Origin of the sequence: Cyanobium sp. Cruz-8D1 (assembly GCF_024345975.1) — a bacterium.
Classification (GTDB): domain Bacteria; phylum Cyanobacteriota; class Cyanobacteriia; order PCC-6307; family Cyanobiaceae; genus Cyanobium.
In genome coordinates this window covers 51,925-76,670 of sequence record NZ_JAGQCD010000014.1, presented here as the reverse complement: position 1 = coordinate 76,670, position 24,746 = coordinate 51,925, and the positions used below count along the sequence as shown (strand labels likewise).

Here is a 24,746-nt window from a genome sequence, read left to right as displayed (position 1 = left end):
ATGGCCGACGAACGGGGACTGCTGCTGCTGCTGGCCCTGGCGGTGGTCGCCATCGGCACCGTCACGGCCGTGACCCGCCCCGGCCTCTGGCGCCTCGGCCAGGACGGCACCCCCGCCGCCGGCAGCGGTGTGCGCTATGGCGGCAGCTACAGCGCCGGGCGGTGGGTGCCCATCACGCCCCGCCGGCAGGACTGGAGCGGCTTCCAGGGGCGTGGTCCCGGCGCGGCCAAGTGACACCGCGTCGCCTTGCGCCCCTGACACCCCTGCAGGTGTGGGTGCTGCTGGCGGCGGCAGCCCTTTCCTCCAGCGTCAGCCTGGTGCTGGAACTGATGCTCGCCACCCAGGCCAGCTACCTGCTGGGCGACCATGCCCTGGCCACCGGCGTGGTGATCGGCACGTTCCTGGCCGCCATGGGCCTGGGTGCCTGGTTGAGCCAGTTCCTGGCGACGGGCCCCGAGCCCGGCTTCGCCCTGCTGCAGTGGTTTCTGGCCGTGGAACTGGCCCTGGCCCCCCTGTGCCTGCTGGCGCCCCTGGCCCTGTTCGCCCTCTTCCGGCTGGGCGGTCCGGTGTGGCTGGGCCTGGTGATCGGCACCGTGCTGGTGGGGGTGCTGGGTGGGATGGAGGTGCCGCTGCTGACCCGGCTGCTGGAGTGTGGCCAGCAGCTGCGGGTGGCCCTGGCGCGGGTGCTGGCCCTCGATTACCTGGGTGCCCTGGTGGGCGCCCTGCTGTTCCCCCTGGTGCTGCTCCCCTGGCTGGGTCTGCTGCCCACCGCCGGCTTGCTGGCCCTCGTGCCCCTGGCCAGCTGCGTGGCGATCGCCGCCGCGTTTCCGGTGGGCCGCCGCTGGCGCCGTTCGATCGCCGTGACGTTTCCCATGATCGCCCTCGCCGGCTGGGGACTCGTTCCGCTCGGCGACCGGATCGAGGACGGCCTCTACGACGATCCGGTGGTGAGCCGGCTCCAGAGTCGCCACCAGCGCATCGTGCTCACCCGTCGCCGCGACGACCTGCGCCTGTTCCTCGACGGCCAGCTGCAGTTCTCAAGCCTTGACGAATACCGCTACCACGAGGCCCTGGTGCATCCGGCGATGGCGCTGCAGGGCCGGCCGCAGCGGGTGCTGCTCCTGGGGGCCGGCGATGGCCTGGCCCTGCGGGAGGTGCTGCGCTGGCCCGCGGTGCGGCAGGTGGATGTGGTGGAACTGGATCCAGCCATGGTGCGCCTGGCCCTGGAGCAGCCGTTCCTGCGGCGCCTCAACGGCGCCAGCCTGGAGGACCGGCGGGTGCGGCTGCTGATCGGCGATGCCTTCGAGCGGGTGCGGCAGCTGCAGGGCACCTATGACGTGATCATTGCCGACTTTCCCGACCCGGCCACGCCGCCGCTGGCCCGCTTGTACAGCGTCACCTTCTACGGGCGCCTGCTGCGGCGCCTCGCCCCGGACGGGATGCTGGTCACCCAGGCCTCGACCCCCTTCTTCAGCCCCAAGGTGCTGGCCTCGATCCAGGCCACCCTGGCTGAGTTGAACCTGGCCACCCGGCCCTACGGGGTGGATGTGCCGAGCTTCGGCCCCTGGGGCTTCGTGCTGGCCCACCGGGGCCAGCCACGTCCGCCCCAGCCCCAGGCGCTGCTTCCCTTCCAGGGCCGCTGGATCGACCAGGGCCAGCTCGATCGGCTCTTTCCCCTGAGCCGGGATCTGTCCCTGCCGCCGGGGGAGCGGGTGCTGCCGAATCGCCTGCACCGGCCGGTGCTGGCTGATTACCAGCGCCAGGGTCGCTGGCGGCAGAACTGATCGGCGCCTTTCGCGGAGTCGGTCCACCAGCCTCCATAAGCTGAGCCGACCGGCCTGGATGGTCCGGCCACCGAGCGCAACGATGGCTGTCTGGTTCCTCCTGCCCCTGCTGCTGCTGGCCGCCGTTGCCCTGCTGCTGCTGCGGCGCTCACGGCTGCGGCGCCAGGCACCCAAGCTGCTGGGGCGCACCCTGTTCAACCTCACCACCGGCGACATCGTCCAGTACGACGGCCGCGACTGGGTGGTGGAAGACCGGCTTCTCTATGACGACGGGGGCTTCCAGTGGCTGGAGTACCTGCTGCGCGACGGAAGCGATGGCCGCTGGCTCAGCGTCTGCGAGGACGACTGGCTGGAGGTGAGCTGGCTGGAGGACGCCCCGGCCGCGGAGCTGGAGGGTCTGACCGCCGACTTCCCCGATCACCTGCGCTGTCGCGGCCAGCTGTATCACCTCAAGGAAACGGGCCGGGCTTCGGTGAGCGCCGCCGCCCGCGTGATGAACCGGCGCCTGACGGGCTGCCGCTTCGGTGATTACGAGGGGGCGGAGGGCCGGGTGCTGTCTTTGGAGCGCTGGGAGGAGGGGGACGATCCCGGGCCGCCGGAGTTGAGTCTGGGCCGTCGCATCGACCCGGCTGCCCCGGTGCTGCTGCCCGGCGATGGCCGCACGGTCTATCGCTGAACAGCTGGATCCTCGAGCAGGGCCAGGGCGCTGGTGAGGCTGTCGGCCGATTCGGGGGTGCGGTCGCGGCGCCAGCGCAGGATGCGGGGGAAGCGCACGGCCAGGCCGCTGCGGTGGCGGGAGGAGCGCTGCAGGCCCTCGAAGCCCAGGCTGAAAACCTGCAGTGGCTCGACGGCCCGCACCGGACCGAAGCGCTCGGTGGTGTGGCGGCGGATCCAGCGGTCCAGTTCGGCGATCTCGCTGTCATCAAGACCGGAATAGGCCTTGGCGAAGGTGACCAGGCGGCCCTCGCCGTCCCAGAGGCCGAAGGTGTAGTCGGTGTAGAGGTTGGCGCGGCGGCCACTGCCGGCCTGGGCATAGAGCAGCACCGCATCGAGTTCCATCGGCTCGAGCTTGTGCTTCCACCACAGCCCGCGGCGCCGGCCGACGCCATAGGCCGAATCGAGCGCCTTGAGCATCAGCCCTTCGGCGCCCACCGAGCGGGCCTGCTGCCGCAGCGCTTCCAGCTCCTCCCAGCTCCCCAGCGGCAGCACCGGGGAGAGGCGCAGGAGCCCGGCCGCGGGGCTGGAAACCGCCTCCGGCAGCCCCTGCAGCAGATCCTCCAGGGCGGCACGGCGTTGGCTCAGGGGCTCGGGGCGCAGATCCTGGCCCCCCTGCTCCAACAGGTCGTAGGCGACGAAGGCCGCCGGGCACTCCCGCAGCAGGGCGGCGCCGGGCTTCTGCCTACCCAGCCGCCGCTGCAGGGGGCCGAAGCCGGCCGGCTGGCTCGCTTCTGCCGGCCAGACGGTCAGCTCCCCATCCAGCACCGTGCCCGGCGGCAGCCCCTCGGCCATCCGATCCAGCTCGGGGAAGCTGGCATTGATCAGTTCCTCGCCGCGGCTCCACAGAAAGGTCTGGCCGTTGCGCCGGATCAGCTGGGCCCGGATCCCGTCCCACTTCCACTCCAGCTGCCAGCCGGCGGGGTCGGTGGCCTCGAGGCGTTCCGTCTCCAGGGGGGAGGCCAGGCAGAAGGGATAGGGCCGGCTGATCGGGGCGGCCACCCCGGCCTCCAGGGGCGCCAGCAGGGCCTGCATCGCCTCTGGGGAGGGCTCGAAACCGCCCATCAGCCGGTGGGCCAGCTCCGCCTCCTCCAGGCCGGACACCTGGGCCAGCGCCCGGATGACCAGGCCCGCGGCCACCCCCACCCGGAAGCCGCCGGTGAGCAGTTTGTTGAACAGGAAGCACTGGCCGTCGGGCAGGGCGGCCCAGATCATCAGAACCGCCTGCGCCTGCGCTTCGGCCTCCAGGGCGGCCAGGGCCGGCAGCCGCGATTCCATCCATTCGGCCAGGGGCAGCTCCAGGGGCGCTGCCGGCGGCAGGGCCAGCTGGGGGAGCAACAGGGCGATGGTCTCCGCCGAGTCCCCCACCTGGGCGTGGCAGGAATCGAACAACCACTCGGGTAGCCCCGAGCGCTCCAGGCAGATCTGCCGCAGCCTTCGGCCGGTGATCAGCCGCCGCCGCCGCTTGCCCAGCAGCAGGGCCAGGGCCCAGGCACCATCGGCCCCGTCGACCGACTGGACATGGGCAGCCAGCGCCGCCACCCGGTCCTTCGTGCCGGGGCTGCGCTCCAGCTGCTGGATCAGGTCGGCAAAGGCCTGCATGGGCTCAGGCCAGGGGCGATTCCGGCAACCCCAGCTCCAGACGCCAGTCGGCCAGGGGCCGCTCCCAGTCCTCTTCGAGCTTGACGGTGATCAGACAGCGAGCCGCCAGGCCCAGCTCGAAGCCGCGGGCCAGGGCGCGCAACAGGGGTTCGAGTGGCTCGTCGTCCTGGAGGGTGCCGAGCAGGCCGCCGAAGATCAGCAGCACCGCCAGGGGGGAGCGCACCTGGGCCAGGTTGAAGGCCTGCAGGCCCAGTTCCCCAGGGCCGTCGATGCCGAAGCCGGTGAGCACATGGACGATGTCGTGGGTTTCCCGCAGCCGGTGGGTGATGTACTCCGTCGGGTTGGTGATCGGCCGGGGATCGATCAGGCTCTCGGGCGTCAGATTCAGACGCATCAGTTGCTCGGCATAGGTGCGGCCCAGGCTGCCCTCGGGCATGGTCGCCAGAGCGGCCATGTCGATCGGGGCGGGTCGCCAGCCCTCCGCCACCAGGGCGGCCATGGCTGGATTCTCCAGCAGGTGACGCTGCATCTGGGTGGCCAGGGGGCTGCCCTGGAGGCTGCGCGCCACGCCGAAGACGCTGTCCAGTTCTGAGGGGTTTTTCAGGAAGGCGGCGAGGCTGGCCACCATCCGAAGCGACTGCAGGCGTTGCTTCAGGTTGATGAACACGGAGGCGATCACAGCGGAACGGCTGGGCCAGTCTGGGTCCCAGGCCTCGACGGTGACACGGGCCGCTGTCATCAGGACGCAGCTACGGGGGAGGTCACTGCTGTCGCCACCGCCGCGACCAGCTCCCCTTCCTCGCCGCGCTGCCCCTCGAACGCCCGCCCCAACGGTTCCGCCGCCAGGCCCTGCTCCTCCCGCAGGTAGCGGGCCAGGCCGTCGCTGTTGCCGTGGGTCACGTACACCTGCCGGGCGCCGCAGTCGCGGACGCTGCGCAGCAGGCCGTCCCAGTCAGCGTGGTCGCTGAGGGCGAAGCCCCGCTCAAACCCCCGCCGCCGCCTGGCACCCCGCACCGCCATCCAGCCGCTGACGAAGGCCGTCTGGGGATTGACGAATCGCTTCATCCAGGCGGAGCGGTGGGCCGATGGTGGAGCGATCACCAGGCGCCCCGCCAGTGAGGCGTTGCGGGGAAGTTCGCTCAGGGGCCGCGTCGGGGGCAGCACCACCCCTTCGCTCCGGTAGGGCGCCATCAGCGTTTGCACGGCCCCGTGCAGCAGCACCTCCTCCTCCACCCCCAGCGCCGCCAGTTCCGCCAGCAGCCGCTGGGCCTTGCCGAAGGCATAGGCGAACAGCAGCGAGGGTCGCTGGGGGGCCTCGCGCCACCAGGTCAGGATCTCGGCCGCCACCTGCCGACCGGGCCGCCAGCGGTAGATCGGCAGGCCGAAGGTGGCTTCGGTGATCAGCACGTCGGCGGTCACCGGCTCGAACGGGGCGCAGCTGGGGTCGGCATCCCTTTTGTAGTCGCCACTGACCAGCCAGGTTTCCCCACCGGCGCTGATCCGGATCTGGGCCGAGCCCAGCACGTGCCCGGCGGAATGGAAGGACACCAGCGCCCCGCCGAGGCGCCGCTCCTGGCCGTAGCCCACCCCCGTCAGGGCGATGCCGGCCCCCAGCCGTTGCCGCAGCACGCCCTCGCCCGATGCCACCGCCCAGTATTCGCCGCAGCCCGGCCGGGCATGGTCGGCGTGGCCATGGGTGATCAGGGCCCGGCTCACCGGCCGCCAGGGGTCAATCCAGGCGTCGGCGGCCGGACAGTAAAGCCCTTCAGGGGTGAGTTGGATCAGGCCATCGCCCGGCAGGACCATGGTGCGCGCAGGCCGCGGTGGCGCCGCTGGCGGGAAACGTTCGCATCCTGGCGAGCCTGGCCTGTTGACGGCGACGGTGCTCCCCCTTAGCCATGGGGATGACATCTCCACCGGCCCCATGACACTCGACAGCCACCGCGAGGAACTGGAGGCCACCGCCATGGCCCTGGCCCGGCCGGGCACCGGTCTGCTGGCGGCCGATGAATCCACCGGCACCATCGGCAAGCGCTTCGAGGCGATCGGCCTTGACAACACGGAGGACAACCGTCGCGCCTACCGCACCCTGCTGGCCACCGCCCCTGGCCTGGGCGAGACGATCAGTGGCGTGATCCTCTACGAGGAGACCCTGTTTCAGCAGGCCGCCGCAGTGCCGGGACAGCCGAGCGGATCGATCCTTGATCTATTCCTAGCCCAGGGGCTGGTGGCGGGGATCAAGCTGGATCTGGGCGTGGAGCCCCTGGCGGGCGGCCTGAGCGGCGAGACCTGGTGCACCGGACTCAAGGGGCTGCGGGAGCGGGCGGCCCGTGCCTACAGCCGCGGCGCCCGTTTCGCCAAATGGCGGGCGGTGCTGCGCATCAGCGCCGCTGGCTGTCCCTCGGAGCTGTGCGTGCGTGAGAACGCCTGGGGGCTGGCCCGCTATGCCCGCACCGCCCAGGAGGAGGGGCTGGTGCCGATCGTGGAGCCGGAGATCCTGATGGACGGCGACCACGACATCCTCACCACGGCCGCGGTGCAGGAGTGGGTGCTGCGCAGCGTCTACGAGGCCCTGGGCCAGAACGGGGTGTTTCTGGAGGGCACCCTGCTCAAGCCCTCGATGACCCTCCCCGGCGCCGACGGCGCCGAGCGTCCCAGTCCCGAACAGGTGGCCGCCTTCAGCGTGCGCACCCTGCGGCGCAGCGTGCCGCCGGCCGTGCCGGCGATCCTGTTCCTCTCCGGCGGCCTGGGCGAGGAGGAGGCCAGTGTGTTCCTTTCCGCGATCCACCACGCCGCCCCCGACGCCCCCTGGCACCTGGGCTTCTCCTACGGCCGGGCCCTGCAGCACTCCTGCCTCAGCCACTGGAAAGGGACCGATGCCGTAGCGGGCCAGGCGGCCCTGCTGGCCCGTGTCCGTGCCAACGGCGCGGCGGCCCGCGGGGCCTACGTGGCCGGCTCCGAACCCTCTGATGAGGCCGCCTCCCTGTTCGTGGCCAATTACAGCTATTGAGTCACGGTGGCCCCCTGGGTCAGGGGCCTTGCCTCAGGCACTCATCGCCAGCATGCGCTCGATCGGCACCAGGGCCCGCCGGCGGATCTCCTCGTCGAGTTCGAGGGCCGGCGCCATGGTGTGCAGGCACTGCCACAGTTTTTCCAGTGTGTTCAGCCGCATGTAGGGGCAGGCGTTGCAGCTGCAGCCATCGGCCCCGGGGACTTCATAGAGCGTTTTGGTGGGGGAGCGGCGCCGCATCTGGTGCAGGATGCCCGGCTCGGTGAGCACGATGAAGGCGGGGGCCGCACTGGTTTCGGTGCGCTGCAGCAGCTTGCTGGTGGAGCCGATGAAGTCGGCCAGATCCAGCAGGTGCTGCTGACATTCCGGATGGGCGATCACCTCGGCTTCGGGGTGTTCCTGACGCAGCCGCAGCAGGGCCTGCTCGCTGAAGGTTTCGTGGACGATGCAGCTTCCCGGCCAGAGAGTCAGCTCTCGGCCGCTCTGGCGGGCGACCCAGCGGCCCAGGTTCTGGTCGGGGGCGAACAGGATCGGGCGATCGGCCGGCAGCTGCTGAACCAGGTGCACGGCGTTGCTGCTGGTGCAGATCAGGTCGCTCTGGGCCTTCACCGCCGCCGAACAGTTGATGTAGCTCACCACGACGTGGTCCGGGTGCTGGCGGCGGAAGTCGGCGAAGGCGTCGGCGGGACAGGCATCGGCCAGGCTGCAGCCGGCCTCCAGATCGGGCAGCAGGACGGTTTTGCCCGGGTTGAGGATCTTGGCGGTCTCCGCCATGAAGTGAACGCCGCAGAAGACGATCACGTCGGCGTCGGTGCTGGCCGCCTTGCGGGAAAGCTCGAGGGAGTCGCCGATGAAATCGGCGCCATCCTGGATGGCGTCGTCCTGGTAGTAATGGGCCAGGATGACCGCGTTGCGTTCTTTTTTGAGTGTTTCGATCGCCGCGGCCAGCTCATGGCGCGGCGGACACGTCTCCGGAGCAGCGACAGACGGATCGAGGCGGTTGCCCGATTCCCGGCCATGCTGGTCCGGGGACTGGGTCAGCGTCTGCGTGAAGACCAACCGATACCCCGCCCCATGCACGATGATCCGAGTCTAGGAAGCGGTTGGTATTGGCTGAGCTGAACATCGCCATCGCGGGGGATCTGCACGATCAGTGGGATCGCAGCGACCATGACGTGCTTGATCTGATCCGTCCGGATGCCCTGCTGCTTGTGGGAGATTTCAGTGACGGCAAGAGCCGCATCCCCGAGTTGCTCGCCACGTTGGAGCTGCCGTTGGCCTGCGTGCTCGGCAACCACGATGCGGGCAAGGACGGCAGCGGCCGCACATTGCGGCACCAGCTGGAGCTGTTGGGCGAACGGCACTGCGGCTGGGGCCTCAGGGAGCTACGCCCCCCGGGTCTGGCCGTCGTGGGGGCCCGTCCCGGGACCGCCGGCGGTGGCTACCACCTGTCGAAGGCCGTCCGGGCCGTCTATGGGCCGGTGGGACTGCAGGAGTCCGCCGAACGCATCACCCGGGCGGCCCTGTCCGCCGATCCCCAGCTGCCGCTGGTGCTGTTGGCCCATTCGGGCCCCAGTGGCCTGGGCACCCATGTGGACGACCTCTGTGCCCGCGACTGGAAGGCCCCCGCCTGTGACTGGGGCGATCAGGATCTGGCCCTGGCGGTGGAGCAGATCCGCCGCCGCCGCCCGCTGCCGCTGGTGATCTTCGGCCACATGCACCACGCCCTGTGCCACCACCAGGGGGAACGGCTCAGCTTCCGTCGCGACGCCCAGGGCACCGCGTTCCTCAACACCGCCAGCGTCCCCCGCCATGGCGTGGATCAGCAGGGTCGGGCCCTGCGCCACTTCAGCTGGGTTGTCTTTAACAATGGCAACCTGCGCCACATCAGCCACCGTTGGTATGGCCTCGACGGTGCCCTCCACTACGAGCAGACCCTCTGGACGGCGGCCCTGCCGGCGGCGGGTGTGCTGAGCCCTTGCTGATTCACGCCTGCATCAGCAGCCATGGCTTCGGCCACGGCTCCCGCACGGCGTCGGTGCTCGGCGAACTGGCCGCCCTGAAGCCCGACTGGCGTCTGGTGCTCTCCACTGGACTGCCGGAAGCGTTCCTGAAGCTCTCCCTGGGTGCGGTGCCCTTCGAGCACCGCCAATGCCGCTGGGACGTGGGGGTGATCCAGGCGGATGCCCTGGGGGCGGACGCGGCCGCCACCTTGGCGGCCCTCCATGACCTCGAGGGGAGCCTGCCGGGGCTGGTCGAGGCCGAAGCCACCTGGCTGGAGGCCCAGAACCAGCCGATCCTGGTGCTGGGGGATGTGCCACCGGCAGCGGCCCTGCTGGCCAGGCGCCTGCAGGTGCCGCTGGTGTGGCTGGCCAGCTTCGGCTGGGACACGATTCATGCCCCCATGGGCCCGGACTTTCAGCCCTTCGTCGACCGTCACCGTCAGCTGTATGCCCAGGGGGATCTGCTGCTGCGTTGCCCCCTCTCCCTGCCGATGGACTGGGGTCTGCAGGAGGTGCGGCTGGGCCTGACGAGCTCCAGGCCCCGGCTCGACCTGGAGCGCCTGGCCTGGGATCTGGCTCTGCCGCCGGATCGGGAGCAGGTGGTGCTGGTGAGCTTCGGGGGCCTCGGCATGGCCATCGACCCGGCCCTGCTGGCTCGCTGGCCCGAGCATGTGTTCATCGGCCCTGAGCCGCAGCTGGCCACGGCGGCCAATGGCCGTTGCCTGCCGGCCGGGGTGAGGCCCCTCGACCTGATGCCCCTGACGGGACGGCTGATCACCAAGCCCGGCTACAGCAGTTTCTGCGAGGCCTTCAGCCAGGGGGTGGGAATCCACCTGGTGCACCGGAGCGGATTTGCAGAAGCGCCGGTACTGGAGGAGGACCTGCGCAACCACGGCTGGCACCGGTTGCTCAGCCAGCAGGCCTTCCGCCGCGGCGATTGGCAGCTGGATCAGCCCCTGGAGCCCCCCCGGCGCGGTCCCCTGCCGGTGGATGGGGCGGCCAGCGCCGCGCGGGCGATCGTTTCGCTGCTGGACGGACGATCAGCACTGCCTATGGGGCCTGGCTTCAGGATTTGATCATCTGTTCGTCGACAGCAAAAACTTCAGTCCCTGGCTGTAACTCGAATGCAAAGCGTCATTCTTGATACCAGTAGACAGTTGTTCGACCGTCACTAACACTGAATCGTTTCGACTGATTCATCGGCAAATTACCGCCAAGTTCCGAGGCCCGGCTTTTCTCCTCCTCGCCACGGGATCACTGGTTCTTCCTGTTGTTGTTCTCCAGAAGACCTGGTCACATCAAGCACATCATGTCGGACAAATCTAATTAGCCATTCATTGGATTTTCCCCCCACTTGTCCTTCACGACCGTTTCTCTTGCCGAACCTTCAGCCCCGTCACCTGGTCTTCGCCTTCGCCGGGCTGAGCCTCAGCCTTGCTGGTCCGGCCAGTGCCGCCGAAGCCTCCCATGCCTGGCAGCTGGGTCCTGAAGCCCGTGTGGCCCCCGTGCGGGTCTCGATGCTGACGCCGCTGCCGACCCCTCCCCGCGTCTTCGCCATCACCCCCGAGCGGCGTGCCCTGCTCAACACCATCCGCTACGCCGAAGGAACCTGGGCCAATGGCCAAGACGTCGGCTATCGGATCCTGTTCGGAGGCAGCCTCTTCCAGTCCCTCGATCGCCATCCCAATCGGGTGATGCGCACCGCCCGCTACGCCAGTGCAGCCGCCGGTGCTTACCAGTTCATGCCCTTCACCTGGGACATGGTCACCCGGGCCCTGGGCATGCCTGATTTCGGCCCCGAGTCCCAGGACCAGGCGGCCCTGTTCCTGGTGCAGCGCCGGGGTGCCCTGCACCTCGCCGATCGCGGTGAGCTGAGCCCCGACCTGGCGGCCCGTCTGGCCCCTGAATGGGCTTCGTTTCCCACCCTGGCCGGCCGCAGCTACTACGGGCAACCCGTGAAGCGCCTCAACGACCTGCGCCGCTTCTACCAGGAGAATCTGGCCCAGCTGCGCAACGAAGCCGCCAGCGTCTGGGAAGATGTGGCCATCCAGCAGACGCCTCCGGCCTGCAGCGATGACAGCCTGTCCTGCCAGCTGGAACGGGTCAGCGGGTCGTCAACCGCCCCCTGAGCCGGATCGACCACCCACAACGGGGACGCGATCAGCTCTCGCCCTTGCCCTGCAGGCGTACACCGCCCAGGGTTTTCTGGGCAATCAGGTAGGCCACCACCGCAGCTCCAAGGAACCCCAGCACGTTGCGCAGCAACGGCAACACGTCGTTGGTGCGGGTGATGATCGGCCCCATGCCCAGGGCCACGAACAGGATCACCCACAGGGGGGAGAGCAGCAGGACCCAGGTCCATTCCACCCGGCGACCCTCCTGGCGCGGAAAGGCGGCGAATCCCGCCACCAGTCCACCCAGGATCGAGGTGCAGAGCGTCAGGATCCACTGCTCCTGGGGCAGCCCCGGCACCACCTGGCAACCACCGATGGCCAGGCACCCCTTGACGGCGTGGATGGCCGAGAGGATCGAGCCATCCTCACCGTGGTCGCGCACGTAGAACTGATTGCCGTAGCGGGTCTGGAGCTCCACCCAGAAGGTCCGCGGCATCAGGGCGAACAGGGCCTCGCCCACGTTGAAGTTGAGCAGGTTGCCGCCCCGGGGATCGGCGACCAGCAGCAGGCTGCGCTCGTCCAGATCCCAGAAGCCCTTGATCGCCAGGCCGGGCGTGCGCTCGTACTGGGTCAGCACCCTCAGCTTCCAGCCACTGGTGGCTTCGAAACTCTCCAGTTCGGCCTCCAGCTCCCCCCGTTCGCCATCGGTGAGGGCCTTGGCCAGGTCGATCACCGGGGTGGGGTGATCGGGCAACAGCTGGGGGTTGTCGGCGGCGAAGGCGGCAGCACCCAGCCCCGGCAGCAGCCAGGTCACCAGCACGAGGGTGAGGGTGGCCAGGCTGGCCCCCAGCCGCTTCCCGAGCCCGCCACGCCAGCCACTGCCCCGGTGATCCCGGTGCGTTCCCACTGCGGCCGCTGTCGCCATCACCATCGCTCGTGCTCCCATCGGTCAGCATTCTCACTGAGTCCCCTCGACGCCGCGTGCAGATCCCCCATCCCGGCTCCCCGCCGGTTCCCGAGTGGCTTGGCCAGCGGTTGCTGGCGGCGGGCGGTTCGGTGCCGTTCCTCGACTACATGCAGTGGGTTCTCCACGACCCGGACCATGGCGTCTATGGGAGTGGCCGACTGGTCATCGGGCCCCGGGGGGACTTCGCCACCGCCCCCTCGCTGGGGGCGGAGTTCGCCCAGCTGCTCGCCCCCCAGGTGGCCCAGTGGCTGGCCCTGCTACCGGCCGATGGCCCCCTGGCCCTGGTCGAGACAGGGCCAGGGGAGGGCCAGCTGGCCCAGCAGCTGGCCGAGGCGCTTCACGCCGGCTGGCCCGAGCTGGCTGGGCGCACCGAGCTGGTGCTTGTGGAGCCGAATGCCGGCATGGCCCAGCGGCAACGGCAACGGCTCAGCGCCTGTCCCCTGCCGGTGCGCTGGATCGACTTCGCCGCTCTGGCGCGCGCCCCGCTGCGGGGGGTGGTGCTGGCGCACGAAGTGCTCGACGCCTTGGCCATCGAACGGATCGAGCGCCGGGACGACCACTGGTGCCGCCAGCGGGTTGCACTGCGTGGGGACAGCCTGAGCCTGGAGGCCGCCGAGCCCCTGACGGGACCGTTGCTTGACCAGCTGGGTGGCCTCGGCCTTCTCCCCCTGGATGGCAGCCGCCCCGAGGGCTGGTGCACGGAGCTCCATCCCGGCCTGGAACCCTGGCTGGCCGCCTGTGCCGGCGCGCTGTCCGAGGGGTGGCTGCTGGTGATCGATTACGCCCACGAGGCGTGCCGCTACTACGCGCCCCAGCGCTCAGCTGGCACCTTGATGGCCTACCGGAGCCAGCAGGCCAGCGACAACCCGCTGCGGGAGCCGGGTCTGTGGGACCTGACGGCCCACCTCTGCCTGGAGAGCCTGCAGGCGGCGGCCCGGGCCGGGGGCTGGCAGCCCCTGGGCGGATGCCGCCAGGGTGAGGCGTTGCTGGCGCTCGGTCTGGCCAGGCGCCTGCATGCGCTTCAGCAGGAGCCGGCGTCTCGGCTGGCGGAGCTGCTGCAACGGCGGGAGAGCCTGTTGCGGCTGGTGGATCCCGCCAGTCTTGGCAATTTCCGCTGGCTGGCTTTCCAACGGGATTCAACCTCTGCAGGCTCTGCAGCTACGCCTCAGGCAGAGCCCCTGTTTTTGAGCATGCCGTCGCCCTGATCAACAGCCATCGCTTTACATCTCCACATGAAACCTTGAGCATTCCTGCTCAATCCTGGAGGAGAAAACGGCAATGAAGGTTAGGGTGAAAATCCAATCAGAAGGCGCTGTGATGGCAACGGCAATGGGCAACGTTTTCGGCAGCCCTACGGAATTCGGCCACCGTACGGAAGATCCATTGTTTGGGGAAACGTTTCATCTGGATTCCGGATCTTCAAGGGGTGACGATGGTCTGAACGTTGATGTTGAGCTGATCAACGAGGATCCCGTCGAGACCTACTTCGCCTGCATCACCACCTGCTCCCTTGACGACGGTGACTGCATCACCATCTGCACCGAACAACTGCGGGAGAGCCACTGAGCCCTGGCTTAGAACCACTCCGACTGGGCTTCATCCTTGGGATTGACGTTCGCGTGGGGTGTCGTGCGGCGGAACTCCATGGTGATGCTGCGCTTCTGCTCGCCATCGGCGGCCAGGGCTTCGATCGGGTAGAGCTGCTGGCCATCCCGGAAGGGAACCTGCAGGCGGAAAGTACCGTCGGCGGAGAGCGGAACCGCTTCGCCACCGATGCTCAACCGGGCAGAGGGGTCGGTGGCGCCGTAAACAATCAGTTCGGCATCGGCCACCAGCCAGAAGGACCGCTGGCGAGCGGCCACTCCGCCGATGCCGGAGCCGCTGCGGCCGGAGGCCCAGGGGCCTGCACCGGAGGCGGAGAAGTCGTTGTCGCCCTGCAGACCGGCGGCGGAATCGCTTTCGTGGAAGGTCTCCGAACCTCGGCCGAGGCGGCGCCAGGGGCTGGTTGCGCTCTGGTAAAGCCGCTCATGCAGGTCGTTGATGATCTCCCTGGACGGAACTGGAGCCAGCGCCGCTTGGATCGCGGGCGGCATGGAGAAGGCCACGAAGGGATCGGGCACGGACACGGCCTGGCTGTCCAGCACGGGGACGTGGGCCGTGGCGGAGAAGGCCAGGGAGATCCAGCCGCCGCTGCCGCCCTTGCGGAAACCGAGCTCCACCCTGTAATCACGACCGGACAGGGGCACCGGCAGGTACCACTCGCTGGCCTGGCTTTCCACCACCACCTCCTGCAGGGTGTGGGGGTGGGTGGACCCCCCGTCCAGTCCGGTCACGTCGGCGACACGCAGGCAGAGCTGGGTGGCGCCATCGGCCTGGGCCTGGCTCCTGTCGGCCGGGGTGATGGCCCAGCGCACCTGGGACCACTGGGGATCGCGGGGGAGGAAAGCGACCCAGGACGTTCCACCGCCGCCATCGCTCGGCCGCTCCAGCGCGGGGCTGGCCGCTGCCGGCTCCTGGAAGGGTGCCGCGGAGGGGGGATCCTGAGCGGGCGATGACTCCGGCCCCGCCGCCACGTCCCGGCCCCCAAGCCCGATGGTCCTGGCCAGGGCGCCGAGTCGTCGCAGGGGCTGGCTCAGGATGTTTTTGAACCGGCTGGGACGACTTCTCATGGGCCGTGTGGAATAAAAACCTTCCGGTGATGGTCTCCGATCTTGGGGGCCCGCGCCTTGCCTGTCAGCGAAAGACCACGATCGGAGCCATGGGAGCCGGGCCTTCCCCGCATGCACACCCCGGGTCGCGCCTGCGTGTCAGGGGGAGCCGATCGAAGCGGCGACCGCCAGGGCGGCCCTGATCGTGGCTGGATCGACGTCATCGCGAATCGTGACCGATCCCACGCCGGTGGGCAGGACGAAGCGAACCTTTCCCTGGCGCACTTTCTTGTCCGCCTGCAGAGAGGTCAGCACCGCCTCGGGCTCGAGGGCTGGCCAGCCCATGGGCAGCCCAGCGGCCGCGACCAGCCGGCGTTGCCTGTCCTGATCCGCCTGGCTCCATAGCCCCATCGCCACGGCGATGTCACCGGCGGCCAGCATGCCCAGGCCCACGGCTTCGCCGTGCAGCCAGGTGCCGTAGCCGCTGAGGTTCTCCACTGCGTGGCCCAGGGTGTGGCCGTAGTTGAGGATCGCCCGCAGCCCCCCTTCCCTTTCATCGGCGGCCACCACCCGGGCCTTGGCGGCGGCTGAGCGCTCCAGCAAGCGTTGCAGCAGCTCGGGTCCGATGGCCTCGCGGCTGGCCAGGGCGCCCTGGGGATCCCGGCCGGCGGCCTGCTCCAGGTCGTCGAAGAGCTGCCCATCGCCGATGACCGCGTACTTGATCACCTCCGCCATCCCGGCGCGGAATTCCCTCTCCGGCAGGGTGGCCAGCACCCGCGGGTCAATCAGCACCAGCTTCGGCTGGTGAAAGGCGCCGATCAGGTTCTTGCCCCCCGGATGGTTCACCCCCGTCTTGCCCCCGATGGCGGCGTCCACCATCGCCAGCAGGGTGGTGGGCACCTGCACCACGGCGATGCCCCGCAACCAGGTGGCGGCGGCGAAGCCGGCCATGTCCCCCACCACACCGCCCCCCAGGGCGACGATCAGGGAGCCTCGCTCCAAGCGGTGTTCAAAGGCGGCGTCGTGGATGGCCGCCACGGTGGCGGCTGTCTTGTGCTCCTCGCCGGCCTCCAGCACCAGGCTCCGCACGGCGAACCCGCTGGCCTGGAGGCTCCTCAGCGCCTCGGCACCATGGAATCCCTGCACGTCGGGGTTGGTCACCACCAGCACACGGGTGCCGCTCTGGAAGCCGCGCTCGATCAGGAAGGAACCCAGGTGGCCGAGCAGGCCGTCCCCGATCAGGATCGGATAGGGATCGGCGGCCAGGGACACCGTGATGGTGCGGTAGTCCTGCGGCACGGACGGCTGATCAAGGGTGGACTGAGGCTAGGCCGGTGCGGTCTGGCTCCTCACCACCGCCAGCACCGCTTCGCCATAGCTGGCGAGCTTGGCCCTGCCGATGCCGGTGATGCCGGCCAGGTCCTCGAGGGCCGTGGGACGGCATTCGGCGATGGCGATCAGGGTGCGGTCGTGGAAGACCACATAGGGCGGCAGCCCTTGCTGGCGCGCCTGCTCCAGCCGCCAGGCCTTCAGGGCCGTCAGGAGTCCCGGATCGGCGTTGTCGGCCACTGTCGCTCCGCCACCGCCACCGCCCCCGGCCGCCGCGCCGCGGCGGTCCTTCGCCGCCGCCGGCAGACGAATCTCCAGGCGGATGTCGCCGCGCAGCAGCGGTCGCACCAGGGCGTCGTCACCGAACTGCAGGCCCCCATGGCCGTCGGCGGCCGCCACCAGGTACCCCCTGGCGGTGAGTTGGCGGAACAGGCTGCGCCACTGACCCCGGTCCAGTTCCTTGCCGATCCCATGCACCCCCAGCTGGTCATGGCCGAGGCTGCGGATCCGGGCTGTCTCGCCCCCCAGCAGCACGTCCACCAGGTGGGCGGCGCCGAAGCGTCCCCCGGTGCGATAGACGGCGGAGAGGGCTTTGCGGGCCGGTTCGGTCACGTCCACGCCCTGGTTCGGCTCCAGGCAGACGTCGCAGTTGCCGCAGTCGCTGCCGTCCGCTTCGCCCAGGTAGCTGAGCAGGATGCGCCGGCGGCAGCTGGAGGCCTCGGCAAAGCCGATCAGAGCTTCGAGGCGGCCGTGCTCGATCCGCTTCTGGGCCGGCTCAGCGTCGGAGTCGTCGATGAAGCGACGCAGCGGCGGCACGTCCCCGGAACCATGCACCATCCAGGCGATGGCGGGCAGGCCATCCCGGCCTGCCCGACCCGTCTCCTGGTAGTAGGCCTCCAGGCTCTTGGGCAGGTCCACATGGGCCACGAAGCGCACATCCGGCTTGTCGATGCCCATGCCAAAGGCGATGGTGGCCACCACGATCACGCCGCTGCCAAGGCGGAAGCGCTCCAGGGCAGCGCTGCGCCGCTCCGGTGAGAGCCCGGCGTGGTACGGCAGGGCGTCGTGGCCAGCGTCCTTCAGGGCGGCGGCGACGTCGTCCACCCGCTTACGGGAGCGGGCGTAGACGATGCCGGAATGGCCCCGCTGGGTGGTGAGAAACTCGAGGAGCTGGCGCTTGGGTTCGCTCTTGTCGCGCAGCAGGTAGCGGATGTTGGGCCGATCGAAGCTGGCGATGAAGGTGGCCGCCTGCTCCAGGCTCAGGCGCGCCACGATCTCGGCCCGGGTGCGGGGATCGGCCGTGGCCGTCAGGGCGATGCGGGGAACGGCGGCGAAGCGCTCGGCGAGCACCGCCAGCTGCAGGTACTCGGGCCGGAAATCATGGCCCCACTGGGAGACGCAGTGGGCCTCATCGATGGCGAACAGGGCCAGGGGCAGCGCCGCCAGGCGCTCGATCAGATCGCCTCCCAGGAGCCGCTCCGGCGACACGTAGAGCAGATCGAGCTGGCCGGCCTGGAGCTCGCGCCAGGTGGCCGCCGCCGCGTCGCTGCTCTCGGCCGAATGCAGGGCGGCCGCCCGTACGCCCGCCTGCCGCAGGGCACCGACCTGGTCCTGCATCAGGGCGATCAGCGGTGACACCACGACCGCCGTTCCCGGCCGGCAGAGCGCCGGGATCTGGTAGCAAAGCGATTTGCCGCCTCCGGTGGGCATCAGCACCAGGGCCGAGCCTCCCGCACAGACGTGCTCGACGATGGCGGCCTGGGGACCGCGGAAGGCGTCGTAGCCGAACACCTCACGCAGCACCTGCTTCGGGTTGTCCGTCATCGGAATGGCGGATCGAACCGCATCGGTGGTCTCCAGCCTCGATGCCGATTGTGCAACGCTCCACGTCCGGCAGGATGCACCCATGGCCACACCCATCCCTTCTGCGCCTGTGTCCAGCCGCTCCGCCTGGGCGTTTCTGGTCCCCGCCCTGCTGCTGCTGGCCGTGTCGGTGCTGATCCCGGCAGCCATGGCCCTGGTGATCAGCTTCACCCGCACGGGGCTGGATGTGAGCGAGCCGCTCACCTTCGTGGGCCTGGCCAACTTCCGCCGGCTGGTGGCCGATCCGATGCTGCTGCGGGTGACCGGCACCACCTTCCTCTATCTGGTGGGGGTGGTGCCGCCGATCGTCCTCGGTGCCCTTGGTTTGGCGGTGTTGGTCAACCGCCAGCTGCCTGGTATCCACTGGTTTCGCGGCGCCTTCTACACCCCGGTCCTGGTGTCCCTGGTGGTGGCAGCGATTGCCTTCCGCTGGCTCTATGCGGAAAACGGGCTGGTCAATGGCTGGCTCGGGGCCCTGCTGGGTGATCGCTTCACGCCGATCGGCTTTCTCACCTCCACTGGCCTGGCCCTGCCCTCGGTGATGCTCGTGACCCTCTGGAAGGGGCTCGGCTACTACATGGTCATCTTCGTGGCCGGCCTGCAGGGAATCTCCGCCGATCTCTACGAGGCGGCGGCTCTCGACGGCAGCGAGGGTTGGCGTCGCCACCTCGACATCACCTTGCCCCTGCTGAGGCCCTACATCACGCTGGTGGCGGTGATTTCCGCCATCGGAGCCACCAAGGTGTTTGAGGAGGTGTACCTGATGACCCAGGGGGGGCCGGCGGACAGCACCCGCACCATCGTCTACTACGTCTACGACCAGGCCTTTTCGGAGCTGGAGATCAGCTATGCCTGCACGGTGGGGTTGGCCCTCTTTCTGATCGTGCTGCTGCTCAGCCTGATCCGCTACGCCTTCGCCGCCGAGAACCCTCTGCAGTGAGGACCCTCCCGGCTCTGAGGTTGGGGGTTGACGCCCTGGTGGCAGGCTGGACCACGGTTCGAACAACCTTCCAGGGTGCAGACCATCCCTGACCCCGATCCCCAGGCCAGCCCCCCTGCGATCGATGCCATCGGCATCGTGGGGGGCGGCCAGCTGGCCTGGATGCTGGCCCAGGCCGCCCGGGAGCTTGGCGTCGCCCTGCATGTGCAGACCCCCGGCGCCGACGATCCGGCCACCCGCGAGGCGGCCAGTGTGGTCCTGGCCCCCGTCGATGACGTGGCCGCCACCCGGGAGCTGGCCAGCCGCTGCCACGCCATCAGCTTTGAAAACGAGTGGATTCCCCTCGAGGCCCTGCAGGCGCTTGAGGGTCCTGGCCTCCAGTTCCTGCCGGGACTCGAGGCCCTGCAACCCCTCGTCAGCAAGGAGGGCCAGCGGCGCCTTCTGGCCGACCTGCACCTGCCGTCTCCCCGTTGGTTCCCCCTGGCCGACGTCCTCCACCCCGCCACGCCCACGGCCGTGGATGGGGGACAGGCCTCCGTGCCGGCGAGCCTGCCGCTCCCCCTGCGATCCCCTGCCGCTCCCTGCCTTCCCGAGGGCTTCAGCTTTCCAATGATGGCCAAGGCCAGCCGCGGGGGCTACGACGGCCGGGGCACGATTCCCCTGGTCGATCTGGCTGCGCTGAAGCGTCTGCTAGCCACCGTCGACCCCAAAGACTGGATCCTCGAGGAGCTGGTGCGCTTCGAGCAGGAGCTGGCGCTGGTGGCCTGCCGCGACCGTCATGGCTCGGTGGCTTGCTTTCCATTGGTCCAGACACACCAGCACCGCCGCGTCTGCGACTGGGTGCTCTTCCCCGCGCCGGTGGATCACCGGGTCGAGGTGTTCGCCCGCAACGTGGCCGTTTCCCTGCTCACCGCCCTCGACTATGTGGGCGTGCTGTCGATCGAGTTCTTTTACGGCCCCTCGGGTCTGCAGGTCAACGAGCTGGCCCCCCGCACCCACAACTCCGGCCACCTGACGATCGAGGCTTGCCAGACCAGCCAGTTCTCCCAGCAGGTGCGCATCGTCGCCGGGCTGCCGATGGGCGCCACCGACGCCGTGGTCCCGGGTGCCTTGATGGTCAACCTGCTCGCGCCGGAGGGTGGCGATGCCGACCAGCTGGAACGGCGCCGCGCCCTTGAGGCGCTTCCCGGTTCCCAGCTGCACTGGTACGGCAAGCAAGGCGGTGGGACCGGCCGCAAGCTGGGCCACCTCACCCTGCTGCTCGAAGGCCGAAACGACGCCGAGCGTGAGCTGGAGAAACAGCGCCGGCTGGCGGAGGTGCGGGCCATCTGGCCGCTGCCAGACGAACCCTCTTAGGATGGGGTTGGACTGCTGTGTTGGTGACTGCCTTTCACAGTTTTCTGATCTGACTCCCTTTCGACGCGGGGAGTCTTCAGCGACGGCAACGTATACCGGCCTCACGGCCGGAAACGAAGCCCCGCCCCTGACTCCCCACCTGGTTCATCCAGGTCGAACACTGGGGCAAGACGGCACGGCGGTCCACCCCTTTCTGACTGGACAACCGGCTTTGATCAGATCGTCTCGATCAGATCCGCCGCCTTGTAGCGCACCTTCGCGAGGGCTGCATAGCGGTCCTCGGGGTCGCGGTAGCCCGCTGCACAGACCACGCAGCTCCGGTAGGGGCTGCTCTCAAGCTCGAGAATCCTGTCGTAGTCGGCGGGAGAAAAGCCTTCGATCGGGCAGGTGTCCACGGACAGCAGGGCCGCTGCCGTCAGAAAGGTGCCGAGGGCGATGTACACCTGATTGCTGGCCCAGCGATCGATCACCGCGCTGCGGGGACCATGGATCAGATCTTTTTCCATCATTCCCCGGTAGGGGGCCAGTTGCTCCGGGTTCAGCCCCCTGGCTTCGGCTGTGGCCTGGATCAGCCGATCCAGATCGGCCGCCTCAATCGTGCGACGGGCCAGAAAGACCACCAGGTGGGAGCAGTCCGTGATCTGGGATTGGTCCCAGGAGTGGGGTTTCAGGGACGAGCGCAGGGCTGTGTCCTCGATCACAAGGAACTTCCAGGGCTGCAGCCCATAGCTGGAAGGGCTCTGCACCAGGGCGTCCTCCAGGGCAGCCCAGGTGGCTGAAGGGATCCTGGCTCCGGCCTTGAAACTCTTGGTGGCATAGCGCCAGCGCAGGGCTCCGGCGATGTCCTCAGGGGTGAAGGCCACGGGAATGTTGCTGGGGACCCGCATCATGGCGGGCTCACCAGGCAGGCATGCTGAGGGAGCGTCCAATCGCCGCCGTGATCAGCGAGCTTCCAAGTTTCCAGTCGTCTTTCGAGCGTCTGCTCGCCCGCGCCCCGGGCCCCGTCTTTCCCCGTGCCCGGGCGCTCTATCTGCAGAAATACCCCCTGGAAGCCGAGCCCCAGGGCGACTTTCTCACGTTTCTGTTGGAGGAGGAGATCCAGGAGAGTCCGGCCGGTGCCCTGAGGGTCCGGGTCCTGGCTCTGGCGGTGGTGGCCTGCGGCCAACCCCGTTTCGATGCGGTGGCAGCGGCGGCCTATCTCGAGCGACGCTGGGGGCTGCGCCCCCACGATCTGCAGGAGGTGGAAGGGGCGAGCTGGTTCCGGGAGGGTGGCGCCTATGGCCGCTTCGGCACCCCCGCGGTCTACGAGCGGGCCGCCCCCACCAGCCTGCTCAGTTCGTCAGCCGATCCAGTGCCTCCTGCAGCTGATCCCGGCTCAGGCGCGTGACCACAAAGACTTCCTGAGCCGTGCTGCCCCTGCGGGCCAGCAGCTTGTGGCCCCCGGTGATCGGGCTCGACACCCGCAGCCGCAACCCGATGCTGCGGCCCCTCACCCGAGCGATCACCGCCGGCGTGATCGTGTCGATGTCCGGCACGGTGGCCAGCCGCCGCAGCAGCGGGATGAGGCCCTCCACGTAGGTGCTGTGGGTGATCACAAGCCGGGCCATGGCCGTTCCTCAGCCCGGGCCCAGGGGTGCCATGGTCAGCCCTTCGGCGCTGAGTAGCTGGTGGTAGAGCTCCCCCTGCTCCAAGGGGCCGCTCCAGACCACCGCCGATCCCTCCCGATCGATCCTGTGGGCCAGATCCCAGGCCTGGTCGGGTTGCATGCCGGGCAGGTGCCGTACGAGGGCCTCCACCACGTGCTGAAAGGTGTTGACGTCGTCGTCGAGGACGATGACGTTCACGTTGGGGTAGCGCTCCTGGAGGCGCTGGCCTGCCTGAGAGGGACTTCTGGATGGTGCGACGACCATGGGCCTTCCGCGGCTGCCGGTCACCAGCGTAGGTAACATGCACCCACCCTTGTATCGGGCTCGATGCTGATCACCCTTGGTTGGTCCGCCCTGGCGGCCATCTTCACCTTCTCGATCGCCATGGTGGTGTGGGGCCGCAACGGTGACAACAGCATCGGTTTCTGATCTGGCCTTCCCCACCACCACCCTGCTGGCGGGTCTGGCCTCCGCTCTGCTCCTGTTTGTGAGCGTCGGCGTCATCTACCTGTCCACCGTCGAATGGCGTGACAAGCGCCGCCGTCGCTCGACCGAAGCGCGCCCCCGCCCCTGAGCCCCTCCGCTGGCCCGGGGCAGCGGCCCGTGACCGGCCTGGGGATCAGGGGGCAACGCATCACCCACCGAGGCCGAACCTTGTCGGCGTTTCCATGAGCCGTCCGTTCGATCGTCTGCGACGTTCGCTGCTGGCACCGGCCCAGGCGAGGTTGTCCCAGCCACTGGCGCTGCCTCCGCTGCCGGCCACCACGGCCACGCTGCTGTTGTTGCTCCTGCTGCCGAGCCTGTTCCTGTGGCGCTGGCCCAGGCCGCGGGCCCAGGGGCTGGAGCAACTGATGGCGGTCAGCAGCCTGCTGCAGAGTTTTCCGGCCAGTCCGGAGAGGCCCGTGCCGGCCCTCTGGCAGGAACGCTTCGGGGCAGCTCCGGCCACCCGGCTCTGGCGAGAGCAACGGCGCATCTGGTGGCAGTTCTGGGGGCCCCATGCCGATGGGGGGGCCTTCCTGGCGGTGCAGGACAGCGCCGCTGGTGGATTCACGCGCCCCTTGCCCGCCAACGCCCTGCGGGTGGGGAACCTGCTGGTGGTGGCTCCGGATCCGCTGTCCCGGCGCCTGCTCCAGGACCAGTTGCGGCCGGATCAGCGGGCCGGGCGTGGGTTGTACAGCGCCTGTCTGCCGCGACTGGAAAGCGGCCAGGGGGTGTTCTGGAATCCATCCGGCCTCGGTGCCCTGGTGGGCCCCCTGGCCCCGCTGCTGGAGGCCTACCAGGAGGGCTGCCTCTCCCTGTCGCTGCAGGACTCCGCGCTGCGCTGGCGGGGCGAAGCCACCGACCGTGCCGCTGCGGTAGGTCCCGGGCCATCGGTTCGGGCTCCGGAAGCCCCGGCCTCGTCTCTGCCGCCTCTGGCGGCCGACCTGCTGCTGGAACTGCAGGGCTCCTCCCTGGAGCAGCTGTTCCGTGGCCTGTTGGCACGCCAGCTGATCCGGGATCCCCTGGCGGCGCGCTACGGCATCGACACCAAGGGTCTGGCCCTGCTGCGCCGATCCCCCTTCCGTCTGAGGCTGCAGCCCCAGGCCAGTGGCCCCTTCCAGGCCTCGCTCGAGCTCCAGGTGGCGGTGGGGCCCGACCGCCAGGCCTGGCGCCAGCTGTTGCTCGGCCTGGCCCGCTCCCTGCAGGCCCAGGCCCTTCAGGACGTGCCTGGCGGCGGACCGTCCCAGGCCCAGGCGGCCACCTGGCGCCGGGAGGATGGCGTCGTGCTGGGGGGCTGGCGCTGGGTCGGAGACACCGGCCCCGCGCCCCAGTTGCTGTTGTTCCTCGGCCCGGTGCCGGCCCGCTTGCAGAGAATGGCCACCGCAGGGGAGCAGGCCCCCGCCTCCGGTGCACTGTGGTTGCGGGTCCGCCCCCAGGGCCTGGATCAGCTGGGCCTGTTGCCCGAACCCTTGCCGGAGCTGGTGCGCCGCGCCGACCAGCTCGCGATGGAAGCCGCCCCCGGCGGCGCTGGGGTCAGCTGGCTGAAGGGACGCCTTCGGGTGATCCCGTGATCTGCTGCCGTTCGCGCCGTCGCCGTTCGGCGGCGACGGTTTCCTCCATGAGCTCGACGGCCATGGTCATCTTTTCGAGGTTGCTCGCGTAAAGCGAAAGGTCCTTGTCGAGCCGGTCCCGCAGCAGACCGATCGACGCACCGATCTCGTGGGCGAGCTGCCGCAGGGCCTGGGGTTCCATGGCGTCGTCGGCGAGGGCCTGCTCCAGCAGGGCCAGCAGGCCGACCGCCATCAGGCGGGAGTAGTGGAAATCAGGCCGGCGGATGCTGGCCAGGGCCGTGGCCACCGGGGCTGGCGCCCCCTCCCCCTGCGCTTCGATCCATTGGCGCACCTCCTGCTGGCTGTGGCGCCCCATGGCGGCCAGGGCATCGCCGCTCTGGCGGCGCAGGTCGGGGCCGTCGAAGCCGGAGGAGGCGCACAGGGCTTCAAACAGGGGCCGCTTCTGCTCCTCGGGGCGATAGCCGCGGGCAAAGCCGTCAAACACCTGAACGAGTCCAACGGCAAAGAGGGGATCCCCCTGGAAGCCCTTCTGGCGGCTCAGCAAATGGAGTTCCACCAGCAATTCGTCGACCATGCGCCGGTAGAGGGGACCGATGACATGGGGGAAGGCGCCATGGAAGGCACGCTTGCTGTCAGCGACGGTGAGAGCAGCGCTCACGCGGTTGGATTCTTCGTTGCTGCGACCATAGCGCTGCAGGCACTCGACCCGATCGGCGGCT

The 24,746-nt window shown here is 69.4% G+C and carries 27 protein-coding genes and 1 other RNA gene; 16 read left to right on the top strand and 12 right to left on the bottom strand.

Annotation, left to right across the window (positions count from 1 at the left end):
* The 3 genes from KBZ33_RS10540 to KBZ33_RS10530 all read left to right on the top strand — a co-directional run bounded on the left by KBZ33_RS10540 (position 1) and on the right by KBZ33_RS10530 (position 2,460).
* On the top strand, positions 1-234 hold the full coding sequence (locus KBZ33_RS10540; protein WP_254952470.1) for a hypothetical protein: 234 nt from the start codon (positions 1-3) through the stop codon (positions 232-234).
* A complete protein-coding gene (locus tag KBZ33_RS10535) occupies positions 231-1,784 on the top strand; it encodes a polyamine aminopropyltransferase (protein ID WP_254952472.1) in 1,554 nt (517 codons plus the stop codon). Before KBZ33_RS10540 ends, KBZ33_RS10535 begins: the two co-directional genes overlap by 4 nt.
* Before the next feature lie 82 nt (positions 1,785-1,866).
* Positions 1,867-2,460, top strand: a complete 594-nt coding sequence (locus KBZ33_RS10530; RefSeq protein WP_254952474.1) for a DUF4178 domain-containing protein — start codon at positions 1,867-1,869, stop codon at positions 2,458-2,460.
* Here the strand turns inward: KBZ33_RS10530 and KBZ33_RS10525 are convergent.
* From KBZ33_RS10525 to KBZ33_RS10515, 3 genes are all read right to left on the bottom strand, one after another.
* Positions 2,451-4,100, bottom strand: coding sequence for an ATP-dependent DNA ligase (locus KBZ33_RS10525; RefSeq protein WP_254952476.1), 1,650 nt, complete (start codon positions 4,098-4,100; stop codon positions 2,451-2,453). The genes KBZ33_RS10530 and KBZ33_RS10525 overlap by 10 nt on opposite strands.
* A 4-nt stretch (positions 4,101-4,104) precedes the next feature.
* On the bottom strand, positions 4,105-4,728 hold the full coding sequence (locus tag KBZ33_RS10520) for a Coq4 family protein (protein ID WP_261362383.1): 624 nt from the start codon (positions 4,726-4,728) through the stop codon (positions 4,105-4,107).
* A gap of 110 nt (positions 4,729-4,838) precedes the next feature.
* Positions 4,839-5,906: a ligase-associated DNA damage response exonuclease gene (locus tag KBZ33_RS10515; protein WP_254952478.1), complete on the bottom strand. Its 1,068-nt coding sequence runs from the start codon at positions 5,904-5,906 to the stop codon at positions 4,839-4,841.
* A 118-nt stretch (positions 5,907-6,024) separates the two neighbouring features.
* On the opposite strand from KBZ33_RS10515, the gene KBZ33_RS10510 reads away from it, so the two are divergent.
* Entirely contained in the window at positions 6,025-7,110 is a 1,086-nt protein-coding gene (locus KBZ33_RS10510) for a class I fructose-bisphosphate aldolase (RefSeq protein WP_254952480.1), read from the top strand.
* A gap of 33 nt (positions 7,111-7,143) precedes the next feature.
* Here the strand turns inward: KBZ33_RS10510 and nadA are convergent, their stop codons facing one another.
* Positions 7,144-8,058: a quinolinate synthase NadA gene (gene nadA, locus KBZ33_RS10505; protein ID WP_254952598.1), complete on the bottom strand. Its 915-nt coding sequence runs from the start codon at positions 8,056-8,058 to the stop codon at positions 7,144-7,146.
* A gap of 161 nt (positions 8,059-8,219) precedes the next feature.
* On the opposite strand from nadA, the gene KBZ33_RS10500 reads away from it, so the two are divergent.
* The 3 genes from KBZ33_RS10500 (at position 8,220) to KBZ33_RS10490 (ending at position 11,242) form a co-directional block, all read left to right on the top strand.
* The gene (locus KBZ33_RS10500; RefSeq protein WP_254952482.1) at positions 8,220-9,095 is read left to right on the top strand and encodes a TIGR04168 family protein; all 876 of its coding nucleotides are present in this window, start codon (positions 8,220-8,222) and stop codon (positions 9,093-9,095) included.
* A complete protein-coding gene (locus KBZ33_RS10495; protein ID WP_254952483.1) occupies positions 9,089-10,189 on the top strand; it encodes a hypothetical protein in 1,101 nt (366 codons plus the stop codon). The genes KBZ33_RS10500 and KBZ33_RS10495 overlap by 7 nt, the downstream gene beginning before the upstream one ends.
* 300 nt (positions 10,190-10,489) lie before the next feature.
* Positions 10,490-11,242 carry a glycoside hydrolase family 104 protein gene (locus KBZ33_RS10490; RefSeq protein WP_254952485.1) on the top strand — a complete coding sequence of 251 codons (753 nt, stop codon included), beginning with the start codon at positions 10,490-10,492 and terminating at the stop codon, positions 11,240-11,242.
* 31 nt (positions 11,243-11,273) lie between these two features.
* Here KBZ33_RS10490 and KBZ33_RS10485 read toward each other — a convergent pair whose 3' ends face one another.
* Positions 11,274-12,152, bottom strand: coding sequence for a TPM domain-containing protein (locus tag KBZ33_RS10485; RefSeq protein ID WP_255011741.1), 879 nt, complete (start codon positions 12,150-12,152; stop codon positions 11,274-11,276).
* A 56-nt stretch (positions 12,153-12,208) separates the two neighbouring features.
* On the opposite strand from KBZ33_RS10485, the gene KBZ33_RS10480 reads away from it, so the two are divergent.
* Positions 12,209-13,399 (top strand): SAM-dependent methyltransferase, encoded by a 1,191-nt coding sequence (locus KBZ33_RS10480; RefSeq protein WP_254952489.1) that lies wholly within the window; start codon positions 12,209-12,211, stop codon positions 13,397-13,399.
* 85 nt (positions 13,400-13,484) lie between these two features.
* Entirely contained in the window at positions 13,485-13,760 is a 276-nt protein-coding gene (locus tag KBZ33_RS10475; protein WP_255011753.1) for a hypothetical protein, read from the top strand.
* An 8-nt stretch (positions 13,761-13,768) separates the two neighbouring features.
* Here KBZ33_RS10475 and KBZ33_RS10470 read toward each other — a convergent pair whose 3' ends face one another.
* From KBZ33_RS10470 to recQ, 3 genes are all read right to left on the bottom strand, one after another.
* Complete coding sequence (locus KBZ33_RS10470; RefSeq protein ID WP_254952491.1) at positions 13,769-14,863, bottom strand: DUF4912 domain-containing protein; 1,095 nt, start codon at positions 14,861-14,863, stop codon at positions 13,769-13,771.
* Positions 14,864-15,001: 138 nt separating this feature from the next.
* A complete protein-coding gene (gene aroB / locus KBZ33_RS10465) occupies positions 15,002-16,141 on the bottom strand; it encodes a 3-dehydroquinate synthase (RefSeq protein WP_254952493.1) in 1,140 nt (379 codons plus the stop codon).
* Positions 16,142-16,168: 27 nt separating this feature from the next.
* Positions 16,169-17,995 (bottom strand): DNA helicase RecQ, encoded by a 1,827-nt coding sequence (recQ, locus tag KBZ33_RS10460; RefSeq protein WP_254952495.1) that lies wholly within the window; start codon positions 17,993-17,995, stop codon positions 16,169-16,171.
* An 82-nt stretch (positions 17,996-18,077) separates the two neighbouring features.
* Between recQ and KBZ33_RS10455 the strand changes: the two genes are divergently transcribed.
* From KBZ33_RS10455 to ssrS, 3 genes are all read left to right on the top strand, one after another.
* On the top strand, positions 18,078-18,974 hold the full coding sequence (locus KBZ33_RS10455) for a carbohydrate ABC transporter permease (RefSeq protein WP_254952498.1): 897 nt from the start codon (positions 18,078-18,080) through the stop codon (positions 18,972-18,974).
* Positions 18,975-19,049: 75 nt separating this feature from the next.
* Positions 19,050-20,330, top strand: a complete 1,281-nt coding sequence (locus tag KBZ33_RS10450; protein WP_254952499.1) for a 5-(carboxyamino)imidazole ribonucleotide synthase — start codon at positions 19,050-19,052, stop codon at positions 20,328-20,330.
* Between the two features lie 6 nt (positions 20,331-20,336).
* A non-coding RNA gene (gene ssrS, locus KBZ33_RS10445) (6S RNA) lies at positions 20,337-20,519 on the top strand.
* 26 nt (positions 20,520-20,545) lie between these two features.
* On the opposite strand, the gene KBZ33_RS10440 is transcribed toward ssrS, so the two are convergent.
* The gene (locus KBZ33_RS10440; RefSeq protein ID WP_255011738.1) at positions 20,546-21,193 is read right to left on the bottom strand and encodes an NAD(P)H-dependent oxidoreductase; all 648 of its coding nucleotides are present in this window, start codon (positions 21,191-21,193) and stop codon (positions 20,546-20,548) included.
* Between the two features lie 47 nt (positions 21,194-21,240).
* Here KBZ33_RS10440 and KBZ33_RS10435 point away from each other — a divergent pair, with 47 nt between their 5' ends.
* A complete protein-coding gene (locus tag KBZ33_RS10435; RefSeq protein WP_255011735.1) occupies positions 21,241-21,717 on the top strand; it encodes a hypothetical protein in 477 nt (158 codons plus the stop codon).
* Here the strand turns inward: KBZ33_RS10435 and KBZ33_RS10430 are convergent.
* Together KBZ33_RS10430 and clpS are read right to left on the bottom strand one after the other, a co-directional pair.
* On the bottom strand, positions 21,662-21,937 hold the full coding sequence (locus KBZ33_RS10430; RefSeq protein ID WP_254952505.1) for a DUF2103 domain-containing protein: 276 nt from the start codon (positions 21,935-21,937) through the stop codon (positions 21,662-21,664). The genes KBZ33_RS10435 and KBZ33_RS10430 overlap by 56 nt on opposite strands.
* 9 nt (positions 21,938-21,946) lie before the next feature.
* Positions 21,947-22,240 (bottom strand): ATP-dependent Clp protease adapter ClpS, encoded by a 294-nt coding sequence (gene clpS, locus KBZ33_RS10425; protein WP_254952507.1) that lies wholly within the window; start codon positions 22,238-22,240, stop codon positions 21,947-21,949.
* A 63-nt stretch (positions 22,241-22,303) separates the two neighbouring features.
* Between clpS and petN the strand changes: the two genes are divergently transcribed.
* The 3 genes from petN (at position 22,304) to KBZ33_RS10410 (ending at position 24,027) form a co-directional block, all read left to right on the top strand.
* On the top strand, positions 22,304-22,405 hold the full coding sequence (gene petN / locus KBZ33_RS10420) for a cytochrome b6-f complex subunit PetN (RefSeq protein WP_015108283.1): 102 nt from the start codon (positions 22,304-22,306) through the stop codon (positions 22,403-22,405).
* Positions 22,383-22,550 carry a hypothetical protein gene (locus KBZ33_RS10415; protein WP_254952509.1) on the top strand — a complete coding sequence of 56 codons (168 nt, stop codon included), beginning with the start codon at positions 22,383-22,385 and terminating at the stop codon, positions 22,548-22,550. The genes petN and KBZ33_RS10415 overlap by 23 nt, the downstream gene beginning before the upstream one ends.
* 94 nt (positions 22,551-22,644) lie before the next feature.
* The gene (locus KBZ33_RS10410) at positions 22,645-24,027 is read left to right on the top strand and encodes a hypothetical protein (RefSeq protein WP_254952510.1); all 1,383 of its coding nucleotides are present in this window, start codon (positions 22,645-22,647) and stop codon (positions 24,025-24,027) included.
* Here KBZ33_RS10410 and psb29 read toward each other — a convergent pair.
* Positions 23,990-24,685, bottom strand: a complete 696-nt coding sequence (gene psb29 / locus KBZ33_RS10405; RefSeq protein ID WP_254952599.1) for a photosystem II biogenesis protein Psp29 — start codon at positions 24,683-24,685, stop codon at positions 23,990-23,992. The two genes, KBZ33_RS10410 and psb29, sit on opposite strands and share 38 nt — an antisense overlap.
* Between the last annotated feature and the right edge of the window lie 61 nt (positions 24,686-24,746).